Raw genomic sequence first — 25,201 nt, 5'->3', positions numbered from 1 at the left:
AGCCACAGCTAATATGTACTTAAAAATAGGAATATATGAGTAAAACTCATGCATAAGAAATACTCTGTGTTGGGGCCCGCCCCAAGCTCTCAATAATTGATTATTCTCTTTATCTAATGATCCTATAACTCAACTATTAAATCATTTTCCAAAATACTTAATTCTAATATAATTAAATTCATTAATTGTAATATTGTGAAAATACATTGCACACCTTGTTCATCAATGCTATAATTAGTTACATAATAAATTGAACATCTAAATACACCAAATCCCCTCACTACTGCCATAGTGAGGGGATTTATTTAGGTGTTGGTTATTTGTCACCTTTTTTATTGTTGCGCGTTCGTAACCAATGTGCAAAAAACGCAACAAGACAGCCGCTTAAAGCTGAAGTCATGATGTCAATTAATAAATTGAACATCCGTCATACACCTCCTCTCTGCGTTAAAGTAACGCCCGAGATGTTAGGCGACCATTATATTATATCATTTATTTATTATATTTCACGCAATATTAAAGTTCGAGTAAAGCGTTTTTTAGTGGTTTACGCTACTTTAATTACTATCTTTTAAAATCCATTTAGATAATACAAATGTGATGGGTATCGTAATAATTAAACCAGCAAATGGTGCAATTTCTGCTGGCAAATTTAGCCAGGATACAAATACATATAATAAAACTGTTTGTAAGCTTACGTTGACAATCTGCGTAATTGGAAAACTAATGAATTTTCTCCAAGTAGGTTTTACCCTGTAAACAAAATAACAATTCAAATAATACGAAATCACAAAAGCGACTATAAATCCGGTAATATGACTAATCATATATTCAATGTGTAATAATTTTAACAGCAATAAATAGACAACATAATAATTTAACGTATTAATACCGCCAACAATGATAAATTTTAAAATTTCAGCATGCGTTTGTGTTAGTTTCATATGTGTAACTCCTCAACATCAAAATATATGTATAACTGCGTTCTCCAACATACTCGAATATGCGAGCCAATCCGCTTCTCTTCAAATATACTTATTTCAGTTTTTATACCCTTTCACAGCAAATTTAGTCTCTTTCCCCTCATCCTTATACGACATTATAATGTAACTGATTTATCGCGCGACTCATTAGCACTATAGAGATTACTTTAGTTCACTAGTAATTTTATATACAATAAGAGCGACAACAGTAATGAGAGGATGTCTACTATGCAATTACAAAAAATTGTCATCGCTCCTGACTCATTTAAGGAAAGTATGACCGCACAGCAAGTTGGCAATATTATAAAACAGGCATTTACTAATGTTTATGGGAATACCCTTCATTATGATATCATTCCGATGGCTGATGGTGGTGAAGGTACCACAGATGCTTTAATGCATGCAACAGGTGCTACTAAGTATACAGTCATCGTTAATGACCCTTTAATGCGACCTATTGAAGCATGTTATGCACGCGCAGACGAACAACAAATTGCAATTATTGAAATGGCAGCAGCGTCAGGTTTGGATTTATTAGAAAAAGAGGAACGTAATCCTTTATACACATCATCATATGGTACCGGTGAACTAATTAAAGATGCATTAAATCATGGTGCTAAGACCATTATTTTAGGGATTGGTGGCAGTGCAACAAATGATGGTGGTACAGGTATGCTAAGTGCACTAGGCGTAAAGTTTACTGATGTAAACGGGGACTTATTACAAATGAATGGTGCTAATCTTGCTCACATTGCACAAATCGATATAACCAATCTAGATTCGCGATTAAAAGAAGTGACCTTTAAAGTGGCCTGCGATGTTTCAAATCCTTTATTGGGTGAAAATGGTGCTACCTATATTTATGGTCCTCAAAAAGGTGCTGATGCAAAGATGATACCAAAGTTGGATTTCGCAATGTCGCATTATCATGATAAGATAAAAATGTGCACAGGAAAGTCCGTTAATCAAATACCAGGTTCTGGTGCAGCTGGCGGTATGGGCGCAGCATTATTAGCGTTTTGTGAGACAACTTTAACAAAAGGTATTGATGTCATCTTTGACATTACAGATTTTCATCAAAGAATTAAAGATGCAGACCTCGTTATTACTGGAGAAGGACGCATGGATTATCAGACCATCTTTGGCAAAACACCCGTAGGCGTTGCGTTAGCTGCAAAACAATATCATATTCCTGTCATCGCGATTTGTGGCAGTCTAGGCGAAAATTATCAACATGTTTACGATTTCGGTATTGATAGTGCCTATTCTATAATCTCTTCACCTAGCACTTTAGAAGATGTCCTACAAAATAGCGAACAAAATTTATTAAACACTGCAACTGACATTGCTCGTATTCTGAAATTACAATAATGTCAAAGTAAATCATCAGCTTTATTATTTGCAGTTAAAACTTGGATGAGGTGAAACCCATGAAAAGAACTGATAAATACCGTGATTCATATCAATACGACAATCAAAACCAAAATCATCGTCGTCAATCTGAAGACGCATCGTATAGACAACAATATGCTAAAGGCGATCCTGAAGAACACCCGGAACGATACTATAACGGTAGAGATTATCGAAGAGAACAAATTCTTGAAGAAGAAAACGAGAAATCCCGCCGTTCAAAAAAGTGGTTATATATCATTATTGCCATTCTCTTAATTATTGTCGCTATTTTTGTCACACGCGCCTTACTTAACAATGATAGCGATAAAGTTAGTAATGACCCTAAAGTCTCTCAAAATTATAAAAAACAAGTTGAAAATCAAGACGGCCAAATTAACCAGCAAGTCGATAATGCTAAAGAAAATATTAAAAACAACCAAAAAACTGATGACATTATTAAAAATTTACAAAATCAAATCGACAACTTGAAGCAGCAAGAACAAAACAAAGCTGATTCTAAGCTAACTCAATTTTATCAAGACCAAATCAACAAATTGACAGAGGCAAATAATGCACTTAAAAACAATGCAAGCCAAGGTAAAATTGAAAGCATGTTAAATGATATTAATACAAAATTCGACAGTATTAAATCTAAATTAGAAAGCTTATTTAAAGATGACAATGGTGGCGCTAATTAAATATTAAACCTGCTTTTGATGATAAACATTAAGTCCTATACTTTATCTGTATCACTACGTTATTAATGATGATACATTGCGAGTATAGGACTTTTTATATAAACTTATATTCTAACTACATACAAATGCACATAAAACGTATATAATTTACATAATTATATAAATTAAGGAGTCTGTTTATGCAATCTTCGAGTTCCAAAACGAAGCAATTTTCATTTTTATTGTTAATCACGTTAGGTGTCATGACAGCTTTTGGCCCTCTAACTATAGATATGTACGTACCATCATTACCTAAAGTGCAAGGTGATTTTGGTTCTACTACATCAGAAATTCAATTAACATTATCATTCACAATGATTGGTCTTGCACTAGGCCAATTTATCTTTGGACCTTTATCCGATGCTTTTGGTCGCAAACGCATTGCTGTATCCATTTTAATCATTTTCATTTTGGCATCAGGTTTGTCTATGTTTGTTGATCAATTGCCATTATTCTTAACTTTACGATTTATTCAAGGTTTGACAGGTGGTGGTGTCATCGTTATTGCCAAAGCCTCTGCTGGTGATAAATTTAGTGGCAACGCACTCGCTAAATTTTTAGCATCTTTAATGGTAGTTAATGGCATCATCACTATTCTTGCACCATTAGCCGGTGGATTAGCTTTATCCGTAGCAACATGGCGTTCTATTTTTACAATTTTAACAATTGTGGCACTCATCATTTTAATTGGCGTCGCTTCTCAATTACCTAAAACATCTAAAGATGAATTAAAGCAGGTGAATTTTAGTAGCGTCATTAAAGACTTTGGAGGTCTTTTGAAAAAACCAGCATTTATTATTCCAATGTTATTACAAGGTTTAACTTATGTAATGCTATTTAGTTATTCATCTGCATCGCCATTTATTACTCAAAAATTATATAATATGACACCTCAACAATTTAGTATCATGTTTGCTGTTAACGGTGTAGGTTTAATCATTGTCAGTCAAGTCGTTGCTTTATTAGTAGAAAAATTACATCGCCACATATTATTAATCATTTTAACTATTATACAAGTGGTAGGTGTTGCTTTAATTATCCTGACACTTACATTCCATTTACCACTTTGGGTCTTACTCATCGCATTCTTCTTAAATGTGTGTCCTGTGACGTCAATTGGACCGCTTGGTTTCACAATGGCTATGGAAGAACGAACAGGTGGCAGTGGTAACGCATCAAGTTTACTTGGCTTATTCCAATTTATCTTAGGTGGTGCTGTTGCACCACTAGTTGGCTTAAAAGGCGAATTTAATACATCACCATACATGATTATTATCTTCATTACTGCCATTCTATTAGTCAGTCTACAAATCATTTACTTTAAAATGATTAAAAAGCAACATGTCGCATAACACTTCAACATAATTAGAACCCTGGCAAAGATATCTATCTTTGTCGGGGTTCTTCTTTATGAATTATGAGATCCAATCTTCAACTAAAATTACGCCTTCATATCAAGTACATTTCTATTCAATTACCCTTTAACAGGCATCCAAATTTCTGTAATATATTTTCCACTTGTAGTATCACCATCCTGATACAACTCAAAAAATGGTGCTGATTTTACCGTATCTGCTTGATATTGATGTATGTAGTGATGAACCTCTTCCATTTTTTGTTGAACTGCTTTAGGTACTGCGCCCTGTGCTTCAAATACCATATACTTTGAACTTGCTAATGTTATGACATCATATTTTTCAATATCAGCACTATTATCTCCGGTAACTGCAATCATATATGACATCTTACCGTCTAATTCAGGTATACATAAGCCAAGTATCCCGGCTAAATCACCATTATTTTTTAACTGTAAATCCGCAATTACTCCCTCTTGATAACATCTTTGCCAAAACCCTGCTATATGTTGCTGAGCCTGTCGTCCATTTTCATACGTTTCTTTAATACCTACTAACGTTAACGACGCAAGTTGTTGTAATTGATATTCCATTTTATCACTCCATTAATTTTATTCACTCATGTAAAACATATGTTTAGGACATTTTGCATTGACGCTATATAATTATATTAAATATTTATTGAATCAATGCGAGGACTATATTATGAACCGAAAAATATTACCAGTTAAACCTATCAGTCAGCTATTTCCTATCCCTATGGTCATGGGGTGTGAAGGTGTTTCCGCAGCCATGATGTTGCAATACAATAACCAACATATCCCTGCTACAGAAATTATGAGACATTGGCCGACACATCCGAACAATCCACATAAAGGTTATGTTGGACATCACTTATTCATTAAGCTTGGCAATTATCATCAAACGATATTTCCAGAAGCATATGTACCATTTTTACAAAAATACAATCCTAATATCGTAGACGGCACTGGTAAATCCTTAGAAGATCTTAAAGGTATTATCGATCAAGGTCAACCTGTGTTAATATACCATACTAATCTTGGTTCTAAACCATTACTACGTGTTTTCCGCTTTGATAACAAGCCAGCGAAACAAGTTTCAAATATTCACGTAACGTTACTAATTGGGTACGATGATTACTATTACTATTATATCGATCCACTTTGGAGTCATATTCGTCGTGGTCTAGTTTTACCTGCCATCATTCCAAATCGCAAACAAATTATTAAAATTCGTAAAGAGAAAATGGAATACAGCTTTAATTCACCAGGAAGAAAGTGCATTTATGTGCAACCACATTCATATACAATTGAAAATCAGCAACAAAATAAACACACGTAAGTAAACACATTACTCGCGTGTGTAAAACATAAAATGCGCAAACTGGGTCAGGTTTGCGCATTTTAAATTTCTATTATTTGTATCGTCTCATTTATTTCCTGGTAAATATCTTCTGAACGCCATTGTCTTGGATAGCCTAGACACGGACAGAGATAACATCTGCCATCATCCATCACACTTTTCCGAAAATGAACATGGCCCATAATACTATATGGTATATCGAACATCGCATACAAAGGATTGAAATCACTTGTCCCAATAAATGCATTATAAAAATCGAATATACGATGCGGCATAGGAACAATGAAATCAGGGTGCGTCACAACATGTGTGACTAAAATCACTCGTCTATTTCCTACTTCTAATATATCTTTCTTAACTTGTTCAGCCGCTATTTCAGATAAATTTTGATCTGATATGCCCCAAGATATTCGTTCTTTATCTTGCCAAGTCGCACCATAATGTTTTCCTCTTTGTAACTCATCTAATGAAAATCGTTGTGCTGCAAAGCTATAATCATACCAACCTGTATGTCCTATTATTGCCCATTCTTCATTTACTATAAATGGTTTTCCTACCAAGCACTGTGACATACTCTTATAATTATTCCAAATGTCTTGCGTAGTCATACTTTCAACTTTCCATAAATCATGGTTTCCAGGAACAAATTTCACAGGTATATCTAATTGTTTTGTCAATTGCGTTATAAATTGGTGCGTCAATTGATAATGATTTGAGATATCCCCCGCAATCAACAATATATCCAAATTTTTATACTTAACTATTTCAACCAATGCCTCTAAGTAATCTTCGGATGTTTTTTTATTATGACGATCAATATGTAAATCGGCGATTGTCCCTATCTTCATACCCATACCTTCTTTACCAAATTAAAATGTTATTTATTATGCCATAGCTTATCTAATATATATAGTTAACTGCTTCATTTAGATGATCATTTTATATTTTTGCATAAAAACTTATATCTTTCCAAAAAATCGATAAGTTTTAGTTATCATACCCTTACCTATCAAATGTTTTTTCTTATATTTAAAAAAATAATTGCTTTATTAAATGGATTTCTTTAGTATTTATAATTAAGAAAACGCTTACACACAACTTTTTTATTTGCTTTATCCTGAGGAGGAAAATTATGGCAAGAAAATTGCATAGAGAGTTGAATAACAGACACATCCAATTGATAGCAATTGGGGGCGCAATTGGAACTGGGTTATTCCTAGGATCAGGTCAAACAATATCTTTAACTGGTCCATCACTGTTATTCACATACATGATTATTGGGGTTGTACTATTCGCTTTTATGCGCGCATTAGGCGAATTGTTGTTGAGCAATACAAGATTTAATTCATTTGTTGATATTGCAAATGAATATTTAGGCCCTTTTGGTGGCTTTGTCATTGGCTGGACTTACTGGTTATGTTGGATTGTATCAAGTATGTCAGACCTAACTGCGATGGGACAATACTTTGCATTTTGGTATCCACAAGTCCCAAATTGGATTACCGTGCTATTTATTGTTTTAATCTTGATTAGCTTCAACTTATTAGGTGCCAGATTATTTGGTGAACTGGAGTTTTGGTTCTCTATTATTAAAGTTGTCACAATTATTGCGATGGTTATCGTTGGTCTTGTATTAATCTTTTTCTCATTTAAAACACATTATGGACATGCATCATTCACAAACTTAATCAGTCACGGCGGCATGTTCCCTGGAGGAACATTTGGTTTCCTAATGTCATTCCAAATTGCTGTATATTCATTCATTGGTATTGAACTTATAGGTGTAACTGCTGGTGAAACGAAAGATCCTGAAAAAACCTTACCGAAAGCAATTAATAATGTACCTATCCGTATTTTATTATTCTATATCGGTGGTCTATTAGTAATTATGTCAGTCATACCTTGGAATGATATCGATCCAAATAGTAGCCCTTTCGTTAAACTCTTTACATTAATCGGCGTGCCATTTGCAGCAGGTGTCGTTAACTTTGTCGTGCTAACTGCCGCGGCCTCTGCTACAAATAGTGGTATCTATTCGAATAGTCGTATCTTATTCGGACTGTCACAACAAGGATTAGGTCCTAAAGTTTTAAATAAAACGAATAGTCATGGCGTGCCTTATTTATCAATGTTAGTTTCATCAATTGCATTACTTATAGCAGCCTTGTTAAACTACATTTTCCCTAATGCAATTCAACTATTCATATACGTTACAACGTTATCAACTGTGTTGTTTTTAGTTGTTTGGGCAATGATTATTGTCGCTTATCTAATGTATTTGAAAAAGCATCCTGAGGCACATAAAAACAGTAAATTTAAGTTGATTGGTGGTAAGCCTATTGCTTACATTATTCTAGCGTTCTTCTTCTTTGTATTCATTTTATTATTCTTTAGTGACGAAACAAGAGCAGCTATTTATATTTCGCCATTCTGGTTTATATTTTTATTCTTCTTTTATAAAAAATATAAAACGAATGCTGAAAAGCTCGCATATGAACAACGACAAAATGACAGCGGTCATTTCAGATATGACAATCAATAATTTAAACATCTTGCTCTAGTATCAGTTCAACCGATACTAGAGTTTTTTTGAAAATAACTTCATTTTATCAATATATCTATGTCATTATGCCTTAAAAGTGATAAAATATTAACTATTAAAATTTTGAGGAGTATTGTATGGCATTATTAGAAGCATTTTTAATTTTTATTTTTGCTGTGATTATCAGTTCGGTTATCAATAATCGATTTCCACAAATTCCTACTGCCTTTATTCAAATTGCATTAGGTGTCATTATTTTCATTATTCCAATACAAGTTGATTTCCAATTCAACTCTGAAGTATTTATGTTCGCTGTTATCGCGCCACTGCTTTTTGTAGAAGGTACCCACGTCTCTCGAACAAAATTATTAGAATATCGTAAACCTATACTATTAATGTCAATGGCACTAGTGTTTGCAACTGTAGTCGGCGTTGGCTATTTTATACATTGGATTTGGCCTGCCTTACCAATGCCAGCCGCTTTTGCAATAGCAGCAATTTTATGTCCTACTGATGCAGTAGCAGTATCTGCTATTACACGCGGAAAATTATTACCTAAAGGTTCTATGACGATTTTAGAAGGTGAATCTTTACTCAATGATGCAGCAGGTATCATTTCATTTAAAATTGCTGTTACTGCATTAGTAACTGGTACCTTTTCATTATTCCAAGCTGTTGAACAATTTATCATTTCAACAATACTAGGTGTACTTATTGGTGCAATTATTGGATTCGTTGTCGTTAGAATACGTATAGACTTAACCGCTAATAAAGGTTTAAAAGATAACAATACCTTAACTTTTATTCAATTATTAACTCCTTTTGTCGTATACTTTTTAGCAGAAGAAGTTCATGCTTCAGGTATCATTGCAGTTGTAATCGCAGGTCTAATCCATGGTTTAGAACGCGACCGTTTAATTAGAGCACAAACGGAACTACAAATGAATTACCATCAAATTTGGAATACATTTAGTTATGCCTTAAATGGTTTTGTATTTGTTGTATTAGGTTTTATGATTCCTACTGTAGTCATAGATATTTTCCAAACAGAGCCTGACAACTTTTCATTTTTAATAGTGATCACTATATTAATCGCTATTGCAATTTATGTATGTCGATTTGTTTGGGTTTATTTCTGGTACAAAGATTTTTATTTCCCGAAAAATATACAATCTTATCTAGACGAGGAACATGATTCACATGAAACACCACCTTCTCGTGTGCGTTACGCATTTATTATGACCATGTGTGGTATTCACGGTACAATTTCACTTTCAATGGCACTTACATTACCATTTATCATTACAAAAGGACAAGCATTCGAATACCGTAATGATTTATTGTTTATTGCATCTTTCATGGTATTAATTAGTTTAATCTTAGCGCAAATTGTTTTACCTTTAATTACACCATCTGCCGAAGATACTACTTTTAAAGGTATGACTTATCAATCTGCCAAAATTTTCATTGTCCAAAAAGTTATCGAACATTTTAAAAACGAAAGTAAAAAAGACAAAAACGATACAAATTATCGCCCAGTTTTAAACCAATACTTTGGAGAATTGTTATTTTTATTAAATTCAGAACCTGATAATCAAAATACAAAAGAACTCAAACGTTTAGAAGATATTGCAAAAGTAATCGAAACATCTACACTTGAGCGTTTAATTGATAAAGGTAAGGCAACATATCAGGATATAAATAATTACCGCAATATTGTCGAATTAACAGAGACACACCGTACTGCTTCATTTGTTGAAAAATTTGCAAACTTCTTCAAGATGTTATGGCTTAGACTTAAAGCGATGAAGCACTACAAATCCTTAAACAAAGAATCTAAGAAGCAAGAATTTGAAAATTCATTCAAAGATGTTCAAAAAATTATGCGTATTGTGAATCACAATATTATTTTACGCTTAAAAGAAGAACAAAATAGTACAAATGTACTTGAGGTTAGCTTAGTCATTAATCATTACTATGATATGAGTCGCTCATTAAAGTGGCGTGCGCAACGTCGAAAAGAACGTCAAGAAAACAGCAATCAAATCATACCGCAAGCTATGTTCCATAACCACAAATTGGAAGCATTGTACTTACAACGTCATCTTTTAGATGAATTAATTCGCAAAAATAAAATCAACAATATCGTTGCAGCTCAAATTCGAGAAAATATCAATTACAACGAAATTGTCTTGTCTTTACAGTCCAAACATTAAGCAAGACATAACAACACCCCGTACATATGAGACAAAATCATGATCATCTCATATGTACGGGGTTTTTATATTCAACATCAAAAAATCGGATTGATGAAAAGTAAATAACCTTTCATCAATCCGATTTGATTATAGAATCTATTTTTTAAGTTTAAATGGAATTGTACATACGTTAACATTCTTTTGATAAATTAAATACAATTTCATACGCAAACTAGTTTGATTGTGTAATAAATTATGCCAACGTTTCTTAGTAATAAATTCTGGTATCACTACTGTAATCATATAGTTTTGATCGTTGGCTTTACGATTAATCTTATCGATAAAACGTGAAATTGGTCGTATAATACTGCGATATTCCGAGTGTAAAATAACTAATCTTACATCTGGGAAATGACGTTTCCATTTCTCTTGGAATGCTTTTTCATCTTCATCTCCAAATGATACATGTACTGCAATGACATCATTATTCGCAAGCATTTGTGCGTAATAAATAGACTTATCAACTGCAGTTGTAATGCTTGTTATCGGAACAATTGCTAAATTACGATCTACTACTTCTACATTATGAACATCAATATCAGAACGCAATTGTTCTGCGATATCTCGATAATGTTTGTTAATTTTCAAGAAGAAAATTACCACGAACGGCAAGAAAATAAGTATCGGCCAAACTTGGCTAAATTTAGTTATGAGTAAAATCATAAAAACAATAAATGTCACGATACCACCAAGTAAGTTCACAGACAACTTACTTAACCAATTCTTAGGACGTTCATGAATCCATTTAATAACCATACCGAATTGTGCTAGTGTAAATGGAATGAATACACCAACCGCATACAATGGAATTAAATCTTCAGTCATACCATCAAATACAATAATTAAAATAATGGCTAATACACCTAAAATAATAATCGAGTTAGAGTAGCCTAAGCGATCACCTCTAACAGTAAACATTCTAGGCATATATTTATCTTTAGACATTGAAGCCGCTAACATCGGAAAAGCTGTAAATCCAGTGTTGGCTGCTAATACCAAAATCATCACGGTCGTTGCCTGTACAAAATAGAAGGCAGCATTATCACCAAATATTTGCATAGCTAATTGTGATAAAACTGTCGTTTCCGTTTGTGGCATAATTCCATAAACATATGCTAAACCAACGATACCAACTAATAAAAACGCTAAAATTGAACCCATAGCAATTAACGTTTTTACAGCATTATTAGCACTTGGTTCTCTAAAATTGGTTACCGCATTTGAAATAGCTTCAACACCTGTTAATGATGAAGCCCCTGATGAAAATGCTTTTAATAGCAAGAATAATGTTACTCCAGGAACCGCAGTTCCTACTGATGCATGCATATGTGGTTGAATATCTCCTGTCGCCACACGGAAAGTACCTATAAATATTAATATCACTAACCCTATAATGAAAAGATATACTGGATAGGATAATACGGTGGCAGATTCAGTTAAACCACGTAAATTTAATATTAAAATAAAAAGTACAAGTAAACATGCAATCAGTACTTTATGCCCATATAAACTTGGGAATGCAGCAACAAATGCATCAGCACCAGATGATATACTAACAGCGACAGTCAGTATGTAATCGACTAATAATGAGCCTCCTGCAAGCAATCCCCATTTTTCTCCTAAATTGGTCTTGGACACCATATACGCGCCGCCACCTTTAGGATATGCATAAATAATTTGCCTATAAGACATAATTAAAGCAGCTAATAAGATCAGAACAGCACCTGCAATCGGTAAAGTATACCAAGTTGCAACTGCACCCACTACTGATAATGTAATCAGTATTTGTTCGGGACCGTAAGCTACTGAAGATAATGCATCCGACGAAAGAATCGCTAACCCTTTAAACTTCGATATCTTTTCGTCTTTTAGTTCTCTGTTTTTTTTAGGTTGCCCTATAATAAGTCTTTTAAATTGATTGAACATAATCTCCTATTCCTTTTTATACTTTTTGATGGATATCACTATACGCCTATCTTCCCAAAAAGTATAGAGAGTTAATTAATATTTTTTATGTAATTATACACCTATTAACATATAAGGTGTCAAAAATAATGGTAAATATACCTCTTTAATTAATTTATTCAATAGAACTGGTATAATAAAATAAATCTCATTAGGCACTTAAGTAAATTTAACATATAAAAAGGAACGTTTATGACTACTAAAAAACTGTATTTTCTATCCATTTCTATTATCATTTTAGTCGCCATTTCAATTGCTATATATATAACATTAAATAGCAATACGAAGACACGGTTAACCAATGATTCGCAACAACAAATAGATACAATTATCGAGCATGATTTACAAAAGGGACATATTCCTGGAGCATCAATTTTAATAGTAAAAAATGGCAAAGTTTTTTTAAATAAAGGTTATGGTTATCAAGATGTTGATAAAAAAGTCAAAGCTTCTCCCACAACAAAGTATGAAATTGCTTCTAATACGAAAGCTTTCACAGGTCTTGCAATTTTAAAATTAGCTCAAGAAGGTCGATTAAACTTAAATGATGCCGTATCCAAACATGTGCCTCATTTTAAAATGAACTATAATGGTCAAAATGAAACTATTACGATTAAGCAACTTTTGGCTCAAACAAGTGGTATACCTAGTGATATTACAAGCGAAGACTCCGTAACAAATAAAAATAATCGTTTAAATGATGTAACCCGTGCAATTATGGGTGATGAATTACATCATAAGCCCGGAAAAGAATTTGAATACTCAAATATGAACTATGATTTATTAGGTTTAATTATCCAAAACGTTACGAAGCAATCCTATACAAAATATATTACAAATTCATGGCTCAAGCCTTTGCATATGACACATACATCATTCAAACAAACCAATAACAAATCAAAACATGATGCTATTGGCTACGAATTACAAGGTTCGACACCTGTCGTCTCTAAACCTGAATTTAACCTTTGGGATACACCATCAGCATATATGTTGACATCAACTGAAGATTTGGAACATTGGATAAAATTCCAACTTAATCCACCTAATAAATACAAATCATTAGTTCAACAATCACATAAAAATTTATCATCAACAATCGGTGAACCTAATGCCAATGCATATGCTTCCGGCTGGTTTACCAATAATGATGAACATTTAGTGTTTCATTCAGGAACGCTCGATAACTTTTCATCATTTATTTTACTAAATCCAAAACAAAATTATGGAATTGTTGTGCTTGCAAATCTAAATTCGGAATATGTACCCAAATTAGTTGAGCATCTTAACACACAATTATTAAATCATAAACAATATTCTACTGTAGCATCTGTACTGAACGCGCATAAAGATCAATTTAATATTGTTACCGTTTTGATGACAACACTTATTTTATTAGCATTTATATTCTCAGCTTATCGTGCTTGGCAAATGCGTCACGGGAAAATCATCCTGCGCAAATCAAAACTTACCACATTTTTAAGTTGGCTAACTTTATGTTTATGTATCGCTATAGCGCTCATATTATATGCATTACCATATCTCATTCTCGGTAGCAATAACTGGTCTTTTGTACTGACTTGGCTGCCAATAGAAATTAAATTAACGTTAACTACAACATTTATTGCATTATTCAGTATGTTAATTACAATTCTGTTAGTACTACATACAACGACAATTAAGAAACCATAAAAAAGACTTGTTCAATCGCACATCAATCCGAAACATACATATTTATGTATGAGGATTAGCGATTTGAACAAGTCTTCATTATTAACATGCTATATGCAGAAACCGATTATTTAATTGGATTCATGCCATCTTTCCAAGTTTTATAAATCAGAGTACCACCTTGCGCTTTAAACTTCTCATTGCTTACGCCACGTTCAAATGGTTGCGCAGGTTGAATATCAATATTTGGTTCAACACCAAGTTGTTCTTTATACCATTCTGCAAATTCAGAACCTTTAACAGGTGCATCATCTGCTACATTATAGATACCATTTTCAAAATGAATAGCTTGAATAGATGTTTCAACTGCATCATCAAGATGCACAAATGATGTTACGCCATCTGAAAGTGCCACTTGACCATCCATAAATTGATTATAAATCATGCCATCTTTTCCATACCAAGTACCTGGGCCATATAACCAGCCAAAACGTAAAACAACGTATTCATCCATACGAGCCGTTTCTTCTTCTAAACCAACAACACCATCAACTGTTACTTTTCTGTCACCAGTTGAGTTAAAATCAAGTGCTGTCGTTTCACTTGCTAATCCTTCGCCCGGTTCATACATAAAGGCAATACTTTGGGCAATTACTTTCTTAACGTTATGCTTTTTCGCTGCATCAATTAAGTTTTTAGAACCTTCAATACGTACTTTCGTATTTGCTGCCATATCAACATTTTTTAAATCCGTAATTTGATTAATAATGATCTCTGGCTTAAAATCTGCTAACGCTTGATCAATGGTATCAGCTTTTAATATATCACCAATATATGCTTTTACATTAACAGCAGCTAGCTTTTGTTGACCATTCTCAGATGTAGTAAAACCAGCAACCTCATGCCCCTCTTCTTTTAGTCTTTGAACTAATTTAATGCCAATAAGGCCCGTTGCACCAGTTACAAAAATTTTACTCATTATAAACACCTTTTCTCTATTTGTCTTTTAATATAAATACTTGCTTGATGAGTGTACAAAATTCACGTAAGACTTCCAAATGATTTGCCTCAAAATTTTTCAAAGTGTCGTCGTAAAAACTGTCTAGCAAATGCTAGTAGTATGTCGTAGACCTATGACAAATCTGAATTATGAAGAAGACCAATTAAGAAAAACAGCACCAAGATCATTTCAATTTGAAAGTACCTTACTGCTGTTCTTTATTTATTACATTTCAATCTTAATAATGACCATAATTATCACGTGATTGTCATTTACTTATAATCATACCTAAAAACACTAATTAATCCTGTGCATGTCGCTGACTTTCTTTAGTATGAATTAAATCAGTAATAAAGCGATTGACTGGCGCTTCAATATGACGTTGTTTACCTAAGGTTGCAACTGCGCCATTAATATAATCAATTTCAGTTTTTCTATTATTAACAATTAAATCTTGATACATGGATGGATAATGCGCACCAACTTTTTCATTTAAATCAACTAAATATTCAAATACTTCATCAACATTTAAATGAACATTATCAATCGTCGCTACATGCACTATTTCTTGCGTTAATTTATAAATCAAACACTTCGCATAACTACTTTCATTCAGTGATGCCATATTACACTCCAACACTGTGCTTAATGCATTTGCCGTACCATTAACACAAATCTTTTTCCAAATCGATTGGTATAAATCTTTACTCATGACACCATTCAATTCCGCTTCGTTAAGTAAATCAGCAACTTTTATAACATTTTCTTTACCTTCATCAACTAGTTCACCTATTTCAACTGGTCCACTACCAAGTAAATGACTGTGTCCAGGGCTTTCAAGACCTGCCGTCCAAGTCGTAACACCTCTGACAATTTGTGATTGAGCAACATACTGCGCAATGACTTCTTCATGCTTCAAGCCATTCATCGTACATACGACAATCGTTTCATTATCAATATGTGGCTTCATAGCTTCCATCACTTCTTTTAATTGCATAGACTTTGGAAATAGAAAGACAACATCGTAAATGCTTTCGTCCGGTTGATCATTAAAATGATACATCGGAATGTTTAACTCGAATGCCTCTCCATTAATCGTTATATTTAATCCATGTTGCTTAACCGCTTCAACATGAGATGTATATCCGTCAATAAGTGTGACATCATATCCTGCTTGAAATAGTTTGGCACCAAAGCCACTACCTAATGCACCCGATCCAGCAATTGCAATTTTCATCCTATAAACCCCTCTTCATCGTTGTTGTTCATTTTTAAAATACTACTTTCGTATATTAGCGTCAATTTGAAAATCACTCGCTTAATATGCACACAGCTTTTATCATCTATAAAAGAACACACCTAACATTAAACGTCAATACGCAACATTAAGTGTGTATGATAAACTCACTTTCACAAAATTTTCTTTAAAACATTTACATAATAACTTGCTTTCATTTCAGTTTTACAAATTCGTTTGATTTTTAGGAACTAATAGTAAAATGACTAAAAATGCAACAATTGCTAGCAAGGCATTAAACATCATACCTGTGAAACCACCTAAGTTCAAATTTAAATTAGCTGCTAACACAGTATAAACCGTACCAGATACTGCTACTCCAAATGCATTTCCTAATGATGACGCCATTTTATATACGCCTGAAGCAACACCGGACTTATCATCTGGCGCACTTGCAACTGCTGTATCAGTTGATGGTGTAGCATATAATCCTAAACCAGTACCAAACAATAAATATCCAACTATACTAGATACGATATACCACATTTCTGGTAAAAATGTTAACGACAATAAGATTAACCCAATCACTGTAAAGCCACTTCCTAGTAATAGTGGGCGTTTCGGACCATGTTGCGATAAAATCTTTTCACCTACACGAATCATTGACAACACTGCTATTAAATATGTTAATGAAATATAACCCGTTTGCGAAGAATTAAATCCTAATTGTTGTTGATAATACGTGTTAATGACGATAAGTGCACCACCTGCTACACCATTTAATAAGAAGTTTGAAATAGTTGCACCACTGTATCCTCTATTTTTAAAAATTGAAAAATCAACAAGTGGATGCTTTATTTTATTTTCGTAATATACAAAACCAACTAATGAACAGATAAACACTACAATTAAACCTAGAATTAACGGTGAAACTAAACCAAAATGAGACGTCTGTGTGATGATTACATTTAAACTTAACATTGTCACTACTAAAATGACTAACCCGATAACGTCAAACTTTTTAGCTTCTGCTTTCATACCTTTGATTGGTTCTGCTTTAGTCTCAGGTGCATGTTTGATTAAGTACATTGCTAATAATGTTAATAGAATTGAAACAACAAATATTGAACGCCAACCTATATATGTAGCCATTAAGCCACCAAACAACGTACAAATACCACTACCACCCCAAGAACCAATAGACCAATAGCTTAAGGCACGTTGTCTTCTTGTACCAATATAATATTCGTTAATAATAGCAAGTGTGGATGGCATAATACATGCTGCAGACAAACCTTGAATTATTCTACCTATAATTAAAAATGCTGGCAAAGGTGTAATAATGATGAGTAATGAACCTACAACATTTAATATCAATCCTACATAAGTAATTTTGACGCGACCAAATTTATCAGCAACATCACCAGCACCTACGATAAACAAACCAGCGAATAAGGCAGATAAGCTAACAGCGATATTTATCGTTCCAACGTCACTACTGTATGTTGATTGTAATGGGACAACAAGATTAACAAGTGACTGCGCGAATAGCCAAAAGGTAATGACCCCTAAAACGATACCCAAAAGCAATCGGTTGTCACCTCTAAATTGTTTTGATGTGTCCATGAATTAGATAAGCCTCCTATGTTTAAGAAAAACAAATTTTTAATATGATATATTAAGAAACAATATCATAAATTTGCAGAAAATTATAAATAAAACATCTCATTTTTTAGTATTTTTACAATAATTAACGCTTTTTATCCAAAAACTTTCGTGATAATAATTGCTATTTTAGTGTAAACGCATACAAATACAACCTATAAAACGGCTACTCAAAGATTATTTGAGCTCCTTGAGTAGCCTCATTTTTATAAACCATGAAACGGAATCGCTAAATTATAAACATCTTCTACTATTACATATTAATACTTTGCGGCCGATGATTAGATTGATTTTTTCGATGTCGTGTCGTTGGGTCTAATCGTTTTTCTAAAAATCTTAATAGTACATCAATGACGATTGCAATGATAGCAATCGGAATCGCACCTGCTAAAATAAACGTTGTGCCATCCGTCGCATTTGTACCACGAATCACAATGTCACCAAGCGTAGGTGCTCCTATAAATGATCCAACGGCAACAACACCTATCGCAACAACCAAGGCAATACGAATGCCACCGATAATAACCGAAACAGATAACGGTAATTCAATCATTCGTAGCACTTGATTGCGTGTCATTCCCATACCTTTGCCAGCATCCTTAATATTCGCATCAACACTAGCTATACCAGTATAAGTGTTTTTTATAATTGGAAGTAACGCATATAAAAACACTGTTAAAACTACTGTTTCTGAGCCTAAACCCATGACTAACATTAAAATAGCTAACATTGCAATGACTGGAACTGTTTGAATTATATTTGCAATTGTAATTACAAATCCAGAAAGTTTTGTGTATCTTGCAAGCAAGATTCCCAATGGAATACCAATTAAAGCTGCAAACAGCACACCATAGACAGACATTAATAAGTGTTTGAAAAATAAATCCCATAGATAGCCAAAGTTCGTAACATAATAATTGAATAATTGCTGTAATAAACTTCCTTCCATTACTTATGACCACCTTTCTGTTTATCAAAATAGTGGTGTTTTTTCAAAAATTCTTCTGCGACGACAGCAGGTTCTTTACCTTTACCATCCGCTTCATAATTCAAGCGCTGCATCTCTGAAGTTGAAATCTTTCCAGTCAACTTATTAATCGTCGTTGTAAGTTCTGGGTGTTGGCGTAATAATTCATTTGTTGCAACAGCACTCGCAGCATAAGGTGGGAAAAATTGTTTATCATCTTTAAGTACTTTCAAATCATACGCCGCAATTCGACCATCTGTAGAATAACCTAATGCAACGTCTAACTTCCCTGAGTTTAATGCGTCATAAACGAGACCTATTTGCATTGGTCGCACGGTACCAAAGTCGAAACCATACTCTTTTTTAAATCCTTCATAGCCATCGCCTTTACGATTCATCCATGAACTATCCATACCTAAACGTAAATCTTTACTATGCTTTGCTAAGTCTGAAACCGTCTCTAAATGATATTTTTTAGCAGTCTCTTTCGTTACCATAAAGGCATACGTATTCGCAAAACCATACGAATTGAAAAACGTTTGATCAAATTTCTGTTTAAATCCTTGTTGCGTTGCTATCATTGCTTTCTTAGGATCTTTGATTGGTGCTTCCTTTAAAACTCCCGTTAAATCTGTGCCATTATATCTAACACCTGATATATTAGCATCCCCATTAATTAAGGCATTATGTTGAATCGTACTTGACCCTAAATTATTTACTAATGTTGGCTTTATCTTACCCTTCGTATCGTGTTCTATTAATAATCGCAGCATATGTGAAATGATTTGTGATTCACTCGTTGATAATGCTGTAATTTTGACATCATTTTCCGTACTCTTACTACCTAGTCCGGGCAAACTACATCCAGATAATACGGTAAGCGATAAGACAAGCACGACAACTATATATTTAATTTTCTTCATTATCTTAGCCTCCTAATTATCCAGATACTTTTAACCCTTTAGGAACTACCCATTTTTCAACTAAAGCTAATAAGGCATCAACACCTAATGCTAGTGCAGTAACGAGTACCGTTGCAGTTACAATCATCAGTGGATCATATAAATTTAAACCATTGAAAATGAAATCACCTAATCCACCCGCACCTACATAACTTGCAAGTGTAGCCCAACTAATTACATACACAGACGACAAGCGAATACCGCCTAGTATAAGCGGTAAGGCTAACGGCAATTCAACATCCTTCATCAATTGAAATTGTGTCATTCCCATACTTTTTCCAGCTTCTTTAATGTTGCTATCAATATTTTGAACGCCGAGTACCGTGTTATTTAAAATAGGTAATAATACATAAATAAATAGCGCTACAATTGCAGGCGTTTTACCAACACCAAAAATCGGTATCATAATAGCAAGTACAGCTAGTGTTGGAATAGTTTGTAACACACCTGCCACAGTTAATATAATATTGGCAGTTCGCTTTGTTTTTGATAATAAAATGCCTATAGGTACTGCAACAATGATGGCAAGTAATAATGCCACTATAGAAATATAGAAATGTTCCAGTGTTTTCGACATCAACTGTCCGCCATGTTCATGTAGGAACTCGATCATGATTTATCATCTCCTATGTCACGTACTTTGACATTAGTAGTGTGTTGCTCATGCACTTTTGAGGACGCAGTGTCTTTCCCCACATGTTCTGTTTGCACTGTATCCTCACTATCGCCCCAAATCGTGTCATATACAATATCAACAACATTGGCACGCGTAATCAGTCCTACTAAACGCTGTTGATCATCTACGACAGGTACATTCCTAACGTTTCTTTTTAAAATCGTACGTACAGAATCTTGTAACTTAGAATCAATTTGAACGGTATAAATATGTTGTTGCATGGTATCTCGTAAACTTTTGTGTCCACGTATACCCTGATTTATATCTTCAATATCTAAGAATCCTAGTAAATGGTTATCCCTATCTACTACAAAAATAGTATCAACACGTTTTTGTCTCATAATATGAACGGCGTCATTCAGTGTTGCTTCTGCTTGTATCGTGATTGGTTTAATCATTACACTTTCTACAGTCTTGTCATTAGGACGGTCTTGAATCAGTCTATTTTGTCCTATAAAATCACGTACAAAATCATTTGCGGGATGTCTTAAAATATTGTCCGGTGTATCAAATTGCACTACTTTACCTTCTGACATAATACAAATTTTGTCTGCTAATTTAATCGCTTCATCCATATCATGTGTTACAAAGATAAACGTCTTGCCTAATTTTCGTTGTAACGTTTTAACTAAATCTTGTAACGTATCTCTCGTAATAGGATCCAATGCACCAAAAGGTTCATCCATTAAAATAATATCTTGTTCGGCCGCAAGTGCTCTTACGACACCGATACGTTGTTGTTGCCCACCTGATAGTTCAGCTGGATAACGCTCTAAAAATGACTCCGGTAAATCCACAAGTTTAATTAATTCCTTTGCACGCTTATCCTTTTCTTCTTTAGTCCATTTCAACAATTTGGGTACCAACACAATATTCTCTTTAATCGTCATATGAGGCATTAAGCCAATTTGTTGAATAACATAGCCAATATTTCTACGTAATTCAACAGGATTCATACTCCGAACATCTTTACCATCAATTTCAATTTGTCCTTCTGTCGCTTCAATCATACGGTTGATCATTCTTAAAGCAGTCGTTTTGCCACTCCCACTGGTTCCTATAAACGCGATAAATTCGCCTGATTGAATATCTAAAGAGATGTCATCTACTGCCTTTTTATTACCAGAATAAATTTTCGTTAAATGCTTAATACTTAACATAATCATTTCTCCTTCCTCATAAAAAATATGACGAATGATACGCATAAAATAAAAAGACCATCATCGCAATTGTTAAACAAATAGAGTCATAAGTTAAACAAGTACACATCATGGTCTTGATTATGTAGAATTTTATATTTTTCATCTGTAATGTGAATACTTAACAGTAAACGGCGCTATGTATGTTGAATTTCTACCGATTACTTTGTTTGCACATTCGTATATTCGACATTTAAAACTAACATACTCTATATGATGTTATTAAACATTATCATTTTATCTTTTGCAACTAAATAGATAACTCATATTTTTCAAAAGCGAATTTATTATCGCTCAATTGGTTGTTTTATAGCAAAAAAGTGTCGAAAATGTGAAATATTATTACAAAAGTCGAATTTTTGTAATAATGCACACGCATCCATTGTTACAGGCGGATAAACGTCCATCCGCCACTCACAAAGTCATCCTTATATTTTAATATCTTCATCATTTATTGTAGACACCCTTGCCTTTTGCTAACAGTTCCTACTCCCAAGCCTGTAACGGCATTTCACCGTCAAAGTGTTGCCCATGACAGGCACACCTAAAAAACAACCAACAGCATGAGCCATTGGTTGTTTCGTGTCATCTTGTATGTTGTTGTATAACCGGTATGCTTTTACTCATTAATTACTTATCATGCATCCCTTTACCTTCTAGTATTTGGTTAATATACTTTTCAACACGCTTTTGTCTTGTTTCACTGCGTTTAGCTTGTCCAATATGATATATATATTGATGTTGTCTGCCTGGCGTTAATTTATAAAATGACGACTCTAGCTGTGGCATTTCTTCGAACTTAGCTTCTAACTCTTTAGGAATAACATATTCCTCTGTTTTCTTCATTTCAACTTTTTTACCAGCTTTTTCAGCTTTAATTGCTTCAGCTAGATAATATTTAATTTCTTCGGTACGTGCTTGAATCTCTGTTAAATTTTCAAATCGTAACTGACGAGCTGCTTGCACCTTTTCAGTCTGTTGAATGAGTGTATGATATTTATCCTCCAAAATGGCACCTTTATGAAATAATAGTGCAACATAATTTTTGAAGCCATGGATAAGTACTACATTTTTATTATTCAACGTGTAACAAGGATGCATCCATTTATACGCTTCCTCTAATTCTGTTTCATTAAAGATTAACGTTCTCAAATATTTATATTCTTCTTGCCATTGACTCTCTTTATTTAAAAATGCCTCAACTTGTTCATTCGATTGTTTCTCACTCATAGTCATTACTTCCATTTTATTTTTCAATACACATTGTATTATATATCCTAATTTTATAAAAAACTAATTTTACAAATGCTTTTGCGTTCTTACAAAAAATAAATTTGACTATTATACTAATAAGCGTATAATTTTTCGCATACTATTTTTTGAATTTTCGGCAATAACGAAGGAGTATTTATGAATAAAGACAAGCAATTGCACAACGACAAAATCAATCTATCCCAATTAGTCTTATTAGGGTTAGGTTCTTTAATAGGATCTGGTTGGCTATTTGGTGCGTGGGAAGCATCATCAATAGCTGGACCAGCAGCAATCATATCATGGGTTCTTGGATTCCTAGTCATTGGAACCATTGCCTATAACTACATTGAAATCGGCACAATGTTTCCTCAATCAGGTGGCATGAGTAACTATGCCCAGTATACACATGGCTCATTATTAGGCTTTATTGCTGCTTGGGCGAACTGGGTGTCTTTGGTGACAATAATACCTATCGAAGCTGTGTCAGCTGTTCAATATATGAGTTCTTGGCCGTGGCATTGGGCGAAACCAATGAAACATTTAATGGAAAATGGCTCTATTAGCACATACGGATTGCTAGCTGTATATCTCATCATTGTTATTTTTTCATTATTAAACTATTGGTCCGTAAAACTTTTAACATCATTTACGAGTTTAATTTCTGTATTTAAATTAGGCGTACCCATGTTAACCATCATCATGTTGATGTTATCAGGATTCGACACTTCAAATTACGGCCATTCGGCAAGCACATTTATGCCTTACGGAAGTGCACCAATTTTTGCTGCAACAACAGCATCAGGGATTATTTTTTCATTCAATTCATTCCAGACAATTATTAATATGGGTTCAGAAATTAAAAATCCTGAAAAAAATATCGCAAGAGGCATCGCTATCTCACTGTCAATCAGTGCAGTGTTGTACATCATTTTACAAAGTACGTTTATCACTTCTATGCCTCAATCAATGTTACAACATAGTGGATGGAATGGCATCAACTTCAATTCACCATTTGCTGATTTAGCTATCTTATTAGGAATTAATTGGCTCGCAATTTTACTATATATTGAAGCTTTTGTATCACCATTCGGTACTGGCGTGTCATTTGTCGCCGTTACAGGTCGAGTTTTACGAGCAATGGAGAAAAATGGACATATCCCTAAATTTCTTGGGAAGATGAATGAAAAATATCATATTCCACGTGTAGCAATTATCTTTAATGCCATCATTAGTATGATTATGGTTACGTTATTTAGAGATTGGGGTACGCTAGCAGCAGTTATTTCTACTGCAACTTTAGTAGCCTATTTAACTGGCCCAACGACAGTGATTGCATTAAGAAAAATGGGACCAACAATGACTCGTCCATTTAGAGCAAAAATTTTAAAAGTAATGGCACCATTATCATTTGTATTAGCTTCATTAGCTATATATTGGGCAATGTGGCCAACAACGGCTGAAGTTATTTTAATCATTATACTTGGCTTACCAATCTACTTCTTCTATGAATATCGTATGAATTGGCGTAATACAAAGAAACAAATTGGTGGTAGCTTATGGATTATTGTATATTTAATCGTGCTATCAATACTGTCATTTATAGGAAGCAAAGAATTTAAAGGCTTAAATATGATTCACTATCCATTTGACTTTATCGTTATTATTATTGTGGCGCTTATCTTCTATTACATCGGTACAACGAGTTCATTTGAAAGCGTCTATTTCCGTCGCGCAACACGAATCAATACGAAGATGCGTGAGTCACTAAATAATGAATCAAAGTCATCTCATTAAATATTTTAAAATGCAGTGCCATATATGATTTCAACACACACATTAACCAACCATTGATTTCAACATCTTGGTTGGTTTTTTATTTTGAAAATGGGTTATAAATAACTAACATAACAAGATGGTGAGGAGGCTGGGACATAAATCAATGTTCTATGCTCTAC

23 protein-coding genes and 1 pseudogene are annotated in these 25,201 nt (G+C 33.7%); 8 read left to right on the top strand and 16 right to left on the bottom strand.

Annotated features, from left to right (window positions below; genetic code table 11):
* Window positions 1-122 precede the first annotated feature (122 nt).
* The 3 genes from HMPREF2658_RS14730 to gtxA all read right to left on the bottom strand — a co-directional run bounded on the left by HMPREF2658_RS14730 (window position 123) and on the right by gtxA (window position 944).
* Complete coding sequence (locus HMPREF2658_RS14730; protein ID WP_000301894.1) at window positions 123-290, bottom strand: hypothetical protein; 168 nt, start codon at window positions 288-290, stop codon at window positions 123-125.
* A 26-nt stretch (window positions 291-316) separates the two neighbouring features.
* A complete protein-coding gene (locus HMPREF2658_RS10730; RefSeq protein ID WP_000482647.1) occupies window positions 317-424 on the bottom strand; it encodes a type I toxin-antitoxin system Fst family toxin in 108 nt (35 codons plus the stop codon).
* A gap of 133 nt (window positions 425-557) precedes the next feature.
* Window positions 558-944 carry a flippase GtxA gene (gene gtxA, locus HMPREF2658_RS10725; protein ID WP_000779354.1) on the bottom strand — a complete coding sequence of 129 codons (387 nt, stop codon included), beginning with the start codon at window positions 942-944 and terminating at the stop codon, window positions 558-560.
* Between the two features lie 267 nt (window positions 945-1,211).
* On the opposite strand from gtxA, the gene HMPREF2658_RS10720 reads away from it, so the two are divergent.
* From HMPREF2658_RS10720 to HMPREF2658_RS10710, 3 genes are all read left to right on the top strand, one after another.
* On the top strand, window positions 1,212-2,354 hold the full coding sequence (locus tag HMPREF2658_RS10720; protein WP_001176860.1) for a glycerate kinase: 1,143 nt from the start codon (window positions 1,212-1,214) through the stop codon (window positions 2,352-2,354).
* Between the two features lie 59 nt (window positions 2,355-2,413).
* Window positions 2,414-3,073, top strand: a complete 660-nt coding sequence (locus HMPREF2658_RS10715; protein ID WP_000831298.1) for a membrane protein — start codon at window positions 2,414-2,416, stop codon at window positions 3,071-3,073.
* A 179-nt stretch (window positions 3,074-3,252) separates the two neighbouring features.
* Window positions 3,253-4,464 carry a putative multidrug effflux MFS transporter TcaB gene (locus HMPREF2658_RS10710; RefSeq protein WP_001191975.1) on the top strand — a complete coding sequence of 404 codons (1,212 nt, stop codon included), beginning with the start codon at window positions 3,253-3,255 and terminating at the stop codon, window positions 4,462-4,464.
* Window positions 4,465-4,586: 122 nt separating this feature from the next.
* Here the strand turns inward: HMPREF2658_RS10710 and HMPREF2658_RS10705 are convergent, their stop codons facing one another.
* On the bottom strand, window positions 4,587-5,060 hold the full coding sequence (locus tag HMPREF2658_RS10705; RefSeq protein WP_000456491.1) for a GyrI-like domain-containing protein: 474 nt from the start codon (window positions 5,058-5,060) through the stop codon (window positions 4,587-4,589).
* A gap of 112 nt (window positions 5,061-5,172) precedes the next feature.
* On the opposite strand from HMPREF2658_RS10705, the gene HMPREF2658_RS10700 reads away from it, so the two are divergent.
* Complete coding sequence (locus HMPREF2658_RS10700; RefSeq protein ID WP_001080281.1) at window positions 5,173-5,829, top strand: C39 family peptidase; 657 nt, start codon at window positions 5,173-5,175, stop codon at window positions 5,827-5,829.
* A 62-nt stretch (window positions 5,830-5,891) separates the two neighbouring features.
* On the opposite strand, the gene HMPREF2658_RS10695 is transcribed toward HMPREF2658_RS10700, so the two are convergent.
* Complete coding sequence (locus HMPREF2658_RS10695) at window positions 5,892-6,698, bottom strand: metallophosphoesterase (RefSeq protein WP_000690210.1); 807 nt, start codon at window positions 6,696-6,698, stop codon at window positions 5,892-5,894.
* A gap of 284 nt (window positions 6,699-6,982) precedes the next feature.
* Here HMPREF2658_RS10695 and HMPREF2658_RS10690 point away from each other — a divergent pair, with 284 nt between their 5' ends.
* On the top strand, window positions 6,983-8,392 hold the full coding sequence (locus tag HMPREF2658_RS10690) for an amino acid permease (RefSeq protein WP_000101538.1): 1,410 nt from the start codon (window positions 6,983-6,985) through the stop codon (window positions 8,390-8,392).
* A gap of 137 nt (window positions 8,393-8,529) precedes the next feature.
* Window positions 8,530-10,608, top strand: coding sequence for a cation:proton antiporter (locus HMPREF2658_RS10685; RefSeq protein WP_001185675.1), 2,079 nt, complete (start codon window positions 8,530-8,532; stop codon window positions 10,606-10,608).
* Window positions 10,609-10,746: 138 nt separating this feature from the next.
* Here the strand turns inward: HMPREF2658_RS10685 and HMPREF2658_RS10675 are convergent, their stop codons facing one another.
* Window positions 10,747-12,576: an APC family permease gene (locus HMPREF2658_RS10675; protein WP_000483051.1), complete on the bottom strand. Its 1,830-nt coding sequence runs from the start codon at window positions 12,574-12,576 to the stop codon at window positions 10,747-10,749.
* A gap of 231 nt (window positions 12,577-12,807) precedes the next feature.
* Between HMPREF2658_RS10675 and HMPREF2658_RS10665 the strand changes: the two genes are divergently transcribed.
* Window positions 12,808-14,307: a serine hydrolase FLP gene (locus tag HMPREF2658_RS10665; RefSeq protein ID WP_000208573.1), complete on the top strand. Its 1,500-nt coding sequence runs from the start codon at window positions 12,808-12,810 to the stop codon at window positions 14,305-14,307.
* A gap of 106 nt (window positions 14,308-14,413) precedes the next feature.
* On the opposite strand, the gene HMPREF2658_RS10660 is transcribed toward HMPREF2658_RS10665, so the two are convergent.
* From HMPREF2658_RS10660 to HMPREF2658_RS10615, 10 genes and pseudogenes are all read right to left on the bottom strand, one after another.
* Window positions 14,414-15,265, bottom strand: coding sequence for an NAD-dependent epimerase/dehydratase family protein (locus HMPREF2658_RS10660; RefSeq protein WP_000034518.1), 852 nt, complete (start codon window positions 15,263-15,265; stop codon window positions 14,414-14,416).
* Window positions 15,266-15,587: 322 nt separating this feature from the next.
* Window positions 15,588-16,523, bottom strand: coding sequence for a 2-dehydropantoate 2-reductase (locus tag HMPREF2658_RS10650; RefSeq protein WP_000684053.1), 936 nt, complete (start codon window positions 16,521-16,523; stop codon window positions 15,588-15,590).
* Window positions 16,524-16,748: 225 nt separating this feature from the next.
* Window positions 16,749-18,149: an MFS transporter gene (locus HMPREF2658_RS10645; RefSeq protein ID WP_000381267.1), complete on the bottom strand. Its 1,401-nt coding sequence runs from the start codon at window positions 18,147-18,149 to the stop codon at window positions 16,749-16,751.
* A 292-nt stretch (window positions 18,150-18,441) separates the two neighbouring features.
* A complete protein-coding gene (locus HMPREF2658_RS10640; protein ID WP_000399188.1) occupies window positions 18,442-19,137 on the bottom strand; it encodes an ABC transporter permease in 696 nt (231 codons plus the stop codon).
* Window positions 19,137-20,078 (bottom strand): osmoprotectant ABC transporter substrate-binding protein, encoded by a 942-nt coding sequence (locus tag HMPREF2658_RS10635; RefSeq protein ID WP_000721563.1) that lies wholly within the window; start codon window positions 20,076-20,078, stop codon window positions 19,137-19,139. The genes HMPREF2658_RS10640 and HMPREF2658_RS10635 overlap by 1 nt, the downstream gene beginning before the upstream one ends.
* Before the next feature lie 16 nt (window positions 20,079-20,094).
* Window positions 20,095-20,730, bottom strand: coding sequence for an ABC transporter permease (locus HMPREF2658_RS10630; RefSeq protein ID WP_000569116.1), 636 nt, complete (start codon window positions 20,728-20,730; stop codon window positions 20,095-20,097).
* Entirely contained in the window at window positions 20,727-21,953 is a 1,227-nt protein-coding gene (locus HMPREF2658_RS10625; RefSeq protein ID WP_000948985.1) for a betaine/proline/choline family ABC transporter ATP-binding protein, read from the bottom strand. The genes HMPREF2658_RS10630 and HMPREF2658_RS10625 overlap by 4 nt, the downstream gene beginning before the upstream one ends.
* Before the next feature lie 326 nt (window positions 21,954-22,279).
* The gene (locus HMPREF2658_RS10620) at window positions 22,280-22,399 is read right to left on the bottom strand and encodes a hypothetical protein (protein ID WP_016528771.1); all 120 of its coding nucleotides are present in this window, start codon (window positions 22,397-22,399) and stop codon (window positions 22,280-22,282) included.
* 79 nt (window positions 22,400-22,478) lie between these two features.
* Window positions 22,479-22,588 (bottom strand): annotated as a pseudogene (locus HMPREF2658_RS14635) (hypothetical protein).
* A 34-nt stretch (window positions 22,589-22,622) separates the two neighbouring features.
* Window positions 22,623-23,222 carry a YdeI/OmpD-associated family protein gene (locus HMPREF2658_RS10615; protein WP_001291523.1) on the bottom strand — a complete coding sequence of 200 codons (600 nt, stop codon included), beginning with the start codon at window positions 23,220-23,222 and terminating at the stop codon, window positions 22,623-22,625.
* Between the two features lie 180 nt (window positions 23,223-23,402).
* Here HMPREF2658_RS10615 and HMPREF2658_RS10610 point away from each other — a divergent pair, with 180 nt between their 5' ends.
* Window positions 23,403-25,040 carry an APC family permease gene (locus HMPREF2658_RS10610; RefSeq protein WP_001030703.1) on the top strand — a complete coding sequence of 546 codons (1,638 nt, stop codon included), beginning with the start codon at window positions 23,403-23,405 and terminating at the stop codon, window positions 25,038-25,040.
* Window positions 25,041-25,201: the final 161 nt, after the last annotated feature.

Origin of the sequence: Staphylococcus sp. HMSC062H10 (assembly GCF_001836945.1) — a bacterium.
Classification (GTDB): domain Bacteria; phylum Bacillota; class Bacilli; order Staphylococcales; family Staphylococcaceae; genus Staphylococcus; species Staphylococcus aureus.
The sequence above is the reverse complement of the archived record's forward strand: the minus strand, read 5'-3'. Positions and strand labels throughout refer to the sequence as shown.

Bases quoted from the DNA above. Each gene is read 5' to 3' on its own strand.
- HMPREF2658_RS10630 (WP_000569116.1), bottom strand. From the start codon at position 20,730: ATGATCGAGTTCCTACATGAACATGGCGGACAGTTGATGTCGAAAACA.
- HMPREF2658_RS10710 (WP_001191975.1), top strand. From the start codon at position 3,253: ATGCAATCTTCGAGTTCCAAAACGAAGCAATTTTCATTTTTATTGTTA.
- HMPREF2658_RS10695 (WP_000690210.1), bottom strand. From the start codon at position 6,698: ATGAAGATAGGGACAATCGCCGATTTACATATTGATCGTCATAATAAA.
- gtxA (WP_000779354.1), bottom strand. From the start codon at position 944: ATGAAACTAACACAAACGCATGCTGAAATTTTAAAATTTATCATTGTT.
- HMPREF2658_RS10660 (WP_000034518.1), bottom strand. From the start codon at position 15,265: ATGAGTAAAATTTTTGTAACTGGTGCAACGGGCCTTATTGGCATTAAA.
- HMPREF2658_RS10685 (WP_001185675.1), top strand. From the start codon at position 8,530: ATGGCATTATTAGAAGCATTTTTAATTTTTATTTTTGCTGTGATTATC.
- HMPREF2658_RS10620 (WP_016528771.1), bottom strand. From the start codon at position 22,399: ATGGACGTTTATCCGCCTGTAACAATGGATGCGTGTGCATTATTACAA.
- HMPREF2658_RS10625 (WP_000948985.1), bottom strand. From the start codon at position 21,953: ATGTTAAGTATTAAGCATTTAACGAAAATTTATTCTGGTAATAAAAAG.
- HMPREF2658_RS10700 (WP_001080281.1), top strand. From the start codon at position 5,173: ATGAACCGAAAAATATTACCAGTTAAACCTATCAGTCAGCTATTTCCT.
- HMPREF2658_RS10650 (WP_000684053.1), bottom strand. From the start codon at position 16,523: ATGAAAATTGCAATTGCTGGATCGGGTGCATTAGGTAGTGGCTTTGGT.
- HMPREF2658_RS10665 (WP_000208573.1), top strand. From the start codon at position 12,808: ATGACTACTAAAAAACTGTATTTTCTATCCATTTCTATTATCATTTTA.
- HMPREF2658_RS10635 (WP_000721563.1), bottom strand. From the start codon at position 20,078: ATGAAGAAAATTAAATATATAGTTGTCGTGCTTGTCTTATCGCTTACC.
- HMPREF2658_RS14730 (WP_000301894.1), bottom strand. From the start codon at position 290: ATGGCAGTAGTGAGGGGATTTGGTGTATTTAGATGTTCAATTTATTAT.
- HMPREF2658_RS10615 (WP_001291523.1), bottom strand. From the start codon at position 23,222: ATGAGTGAGAAACAATCGAATGAACAAGTTGAGGCATTTTTAAATAAA.
- HMPREF2658_RS10730 (WP_000482647.1), bottom strand. From the start codon at position 424: ATGTTCAATTTATTAATTGACATCATGACTTCAGCTTTAAGCGGCTGT.
- HMPREF2658_RS10610 (WP_001030703.1), top strand. From the start codon at position 23,403: ATGAATAAAGACAAGCAATTGCACAACGACAAAATCAATCTATCCCAA.
- HMPREF2658_RS10715 (WP_000831298.1), top strand. From the start codon at position 2,414: ATGAAAAGAACTGATAAATACCGTGATTCATATCAATACGACAATCAA.
- HMPREF2658_RS10675 (WP_000483051.1), bottom strand. From the start codon at position 12,576: ATGTTCAATCAATTTAAAAGACTTATTATAGGGCAACCTAAAAAAAAC.
- HMPREF2658_RS10705 (WP_000456491.1), bottom strand. From the start codon at position 5,060: ATGGAATATCAATTACAACAACTTGCGTCGTTAACGTTAGTAGGTATT.
- HMPREF2658_RS10720 (WP_001176860.1), top strand. From the start codon at position 1,212: ATGCAATTACAAAAAATTGTCATCGCTCCTGACTCATTTAAGGAAAGT.
- HMPREF2658_RS10645 (WP_000381267.1), bottom strand. From the start codon at position 18,149: ATGGACACATCAAAACAATTTAGAGGTGACAACCGATTGCTTTTGGGT.
- HMPREF2658_RS10690 (WP_000101538.1), top strand. From the start codon at position 6,983: ATGGCAAGAAAATTGCATAGAGAGTTGAATAACAGACACATCCAATTG.
- HMPREF2658_RS10640 (WP_000399188.1), bottom strand. From the start codon at position 19,137: ATGGAAGGAAGTTTATTACAGCAATTATTCAATTATTATGTTACGAAC.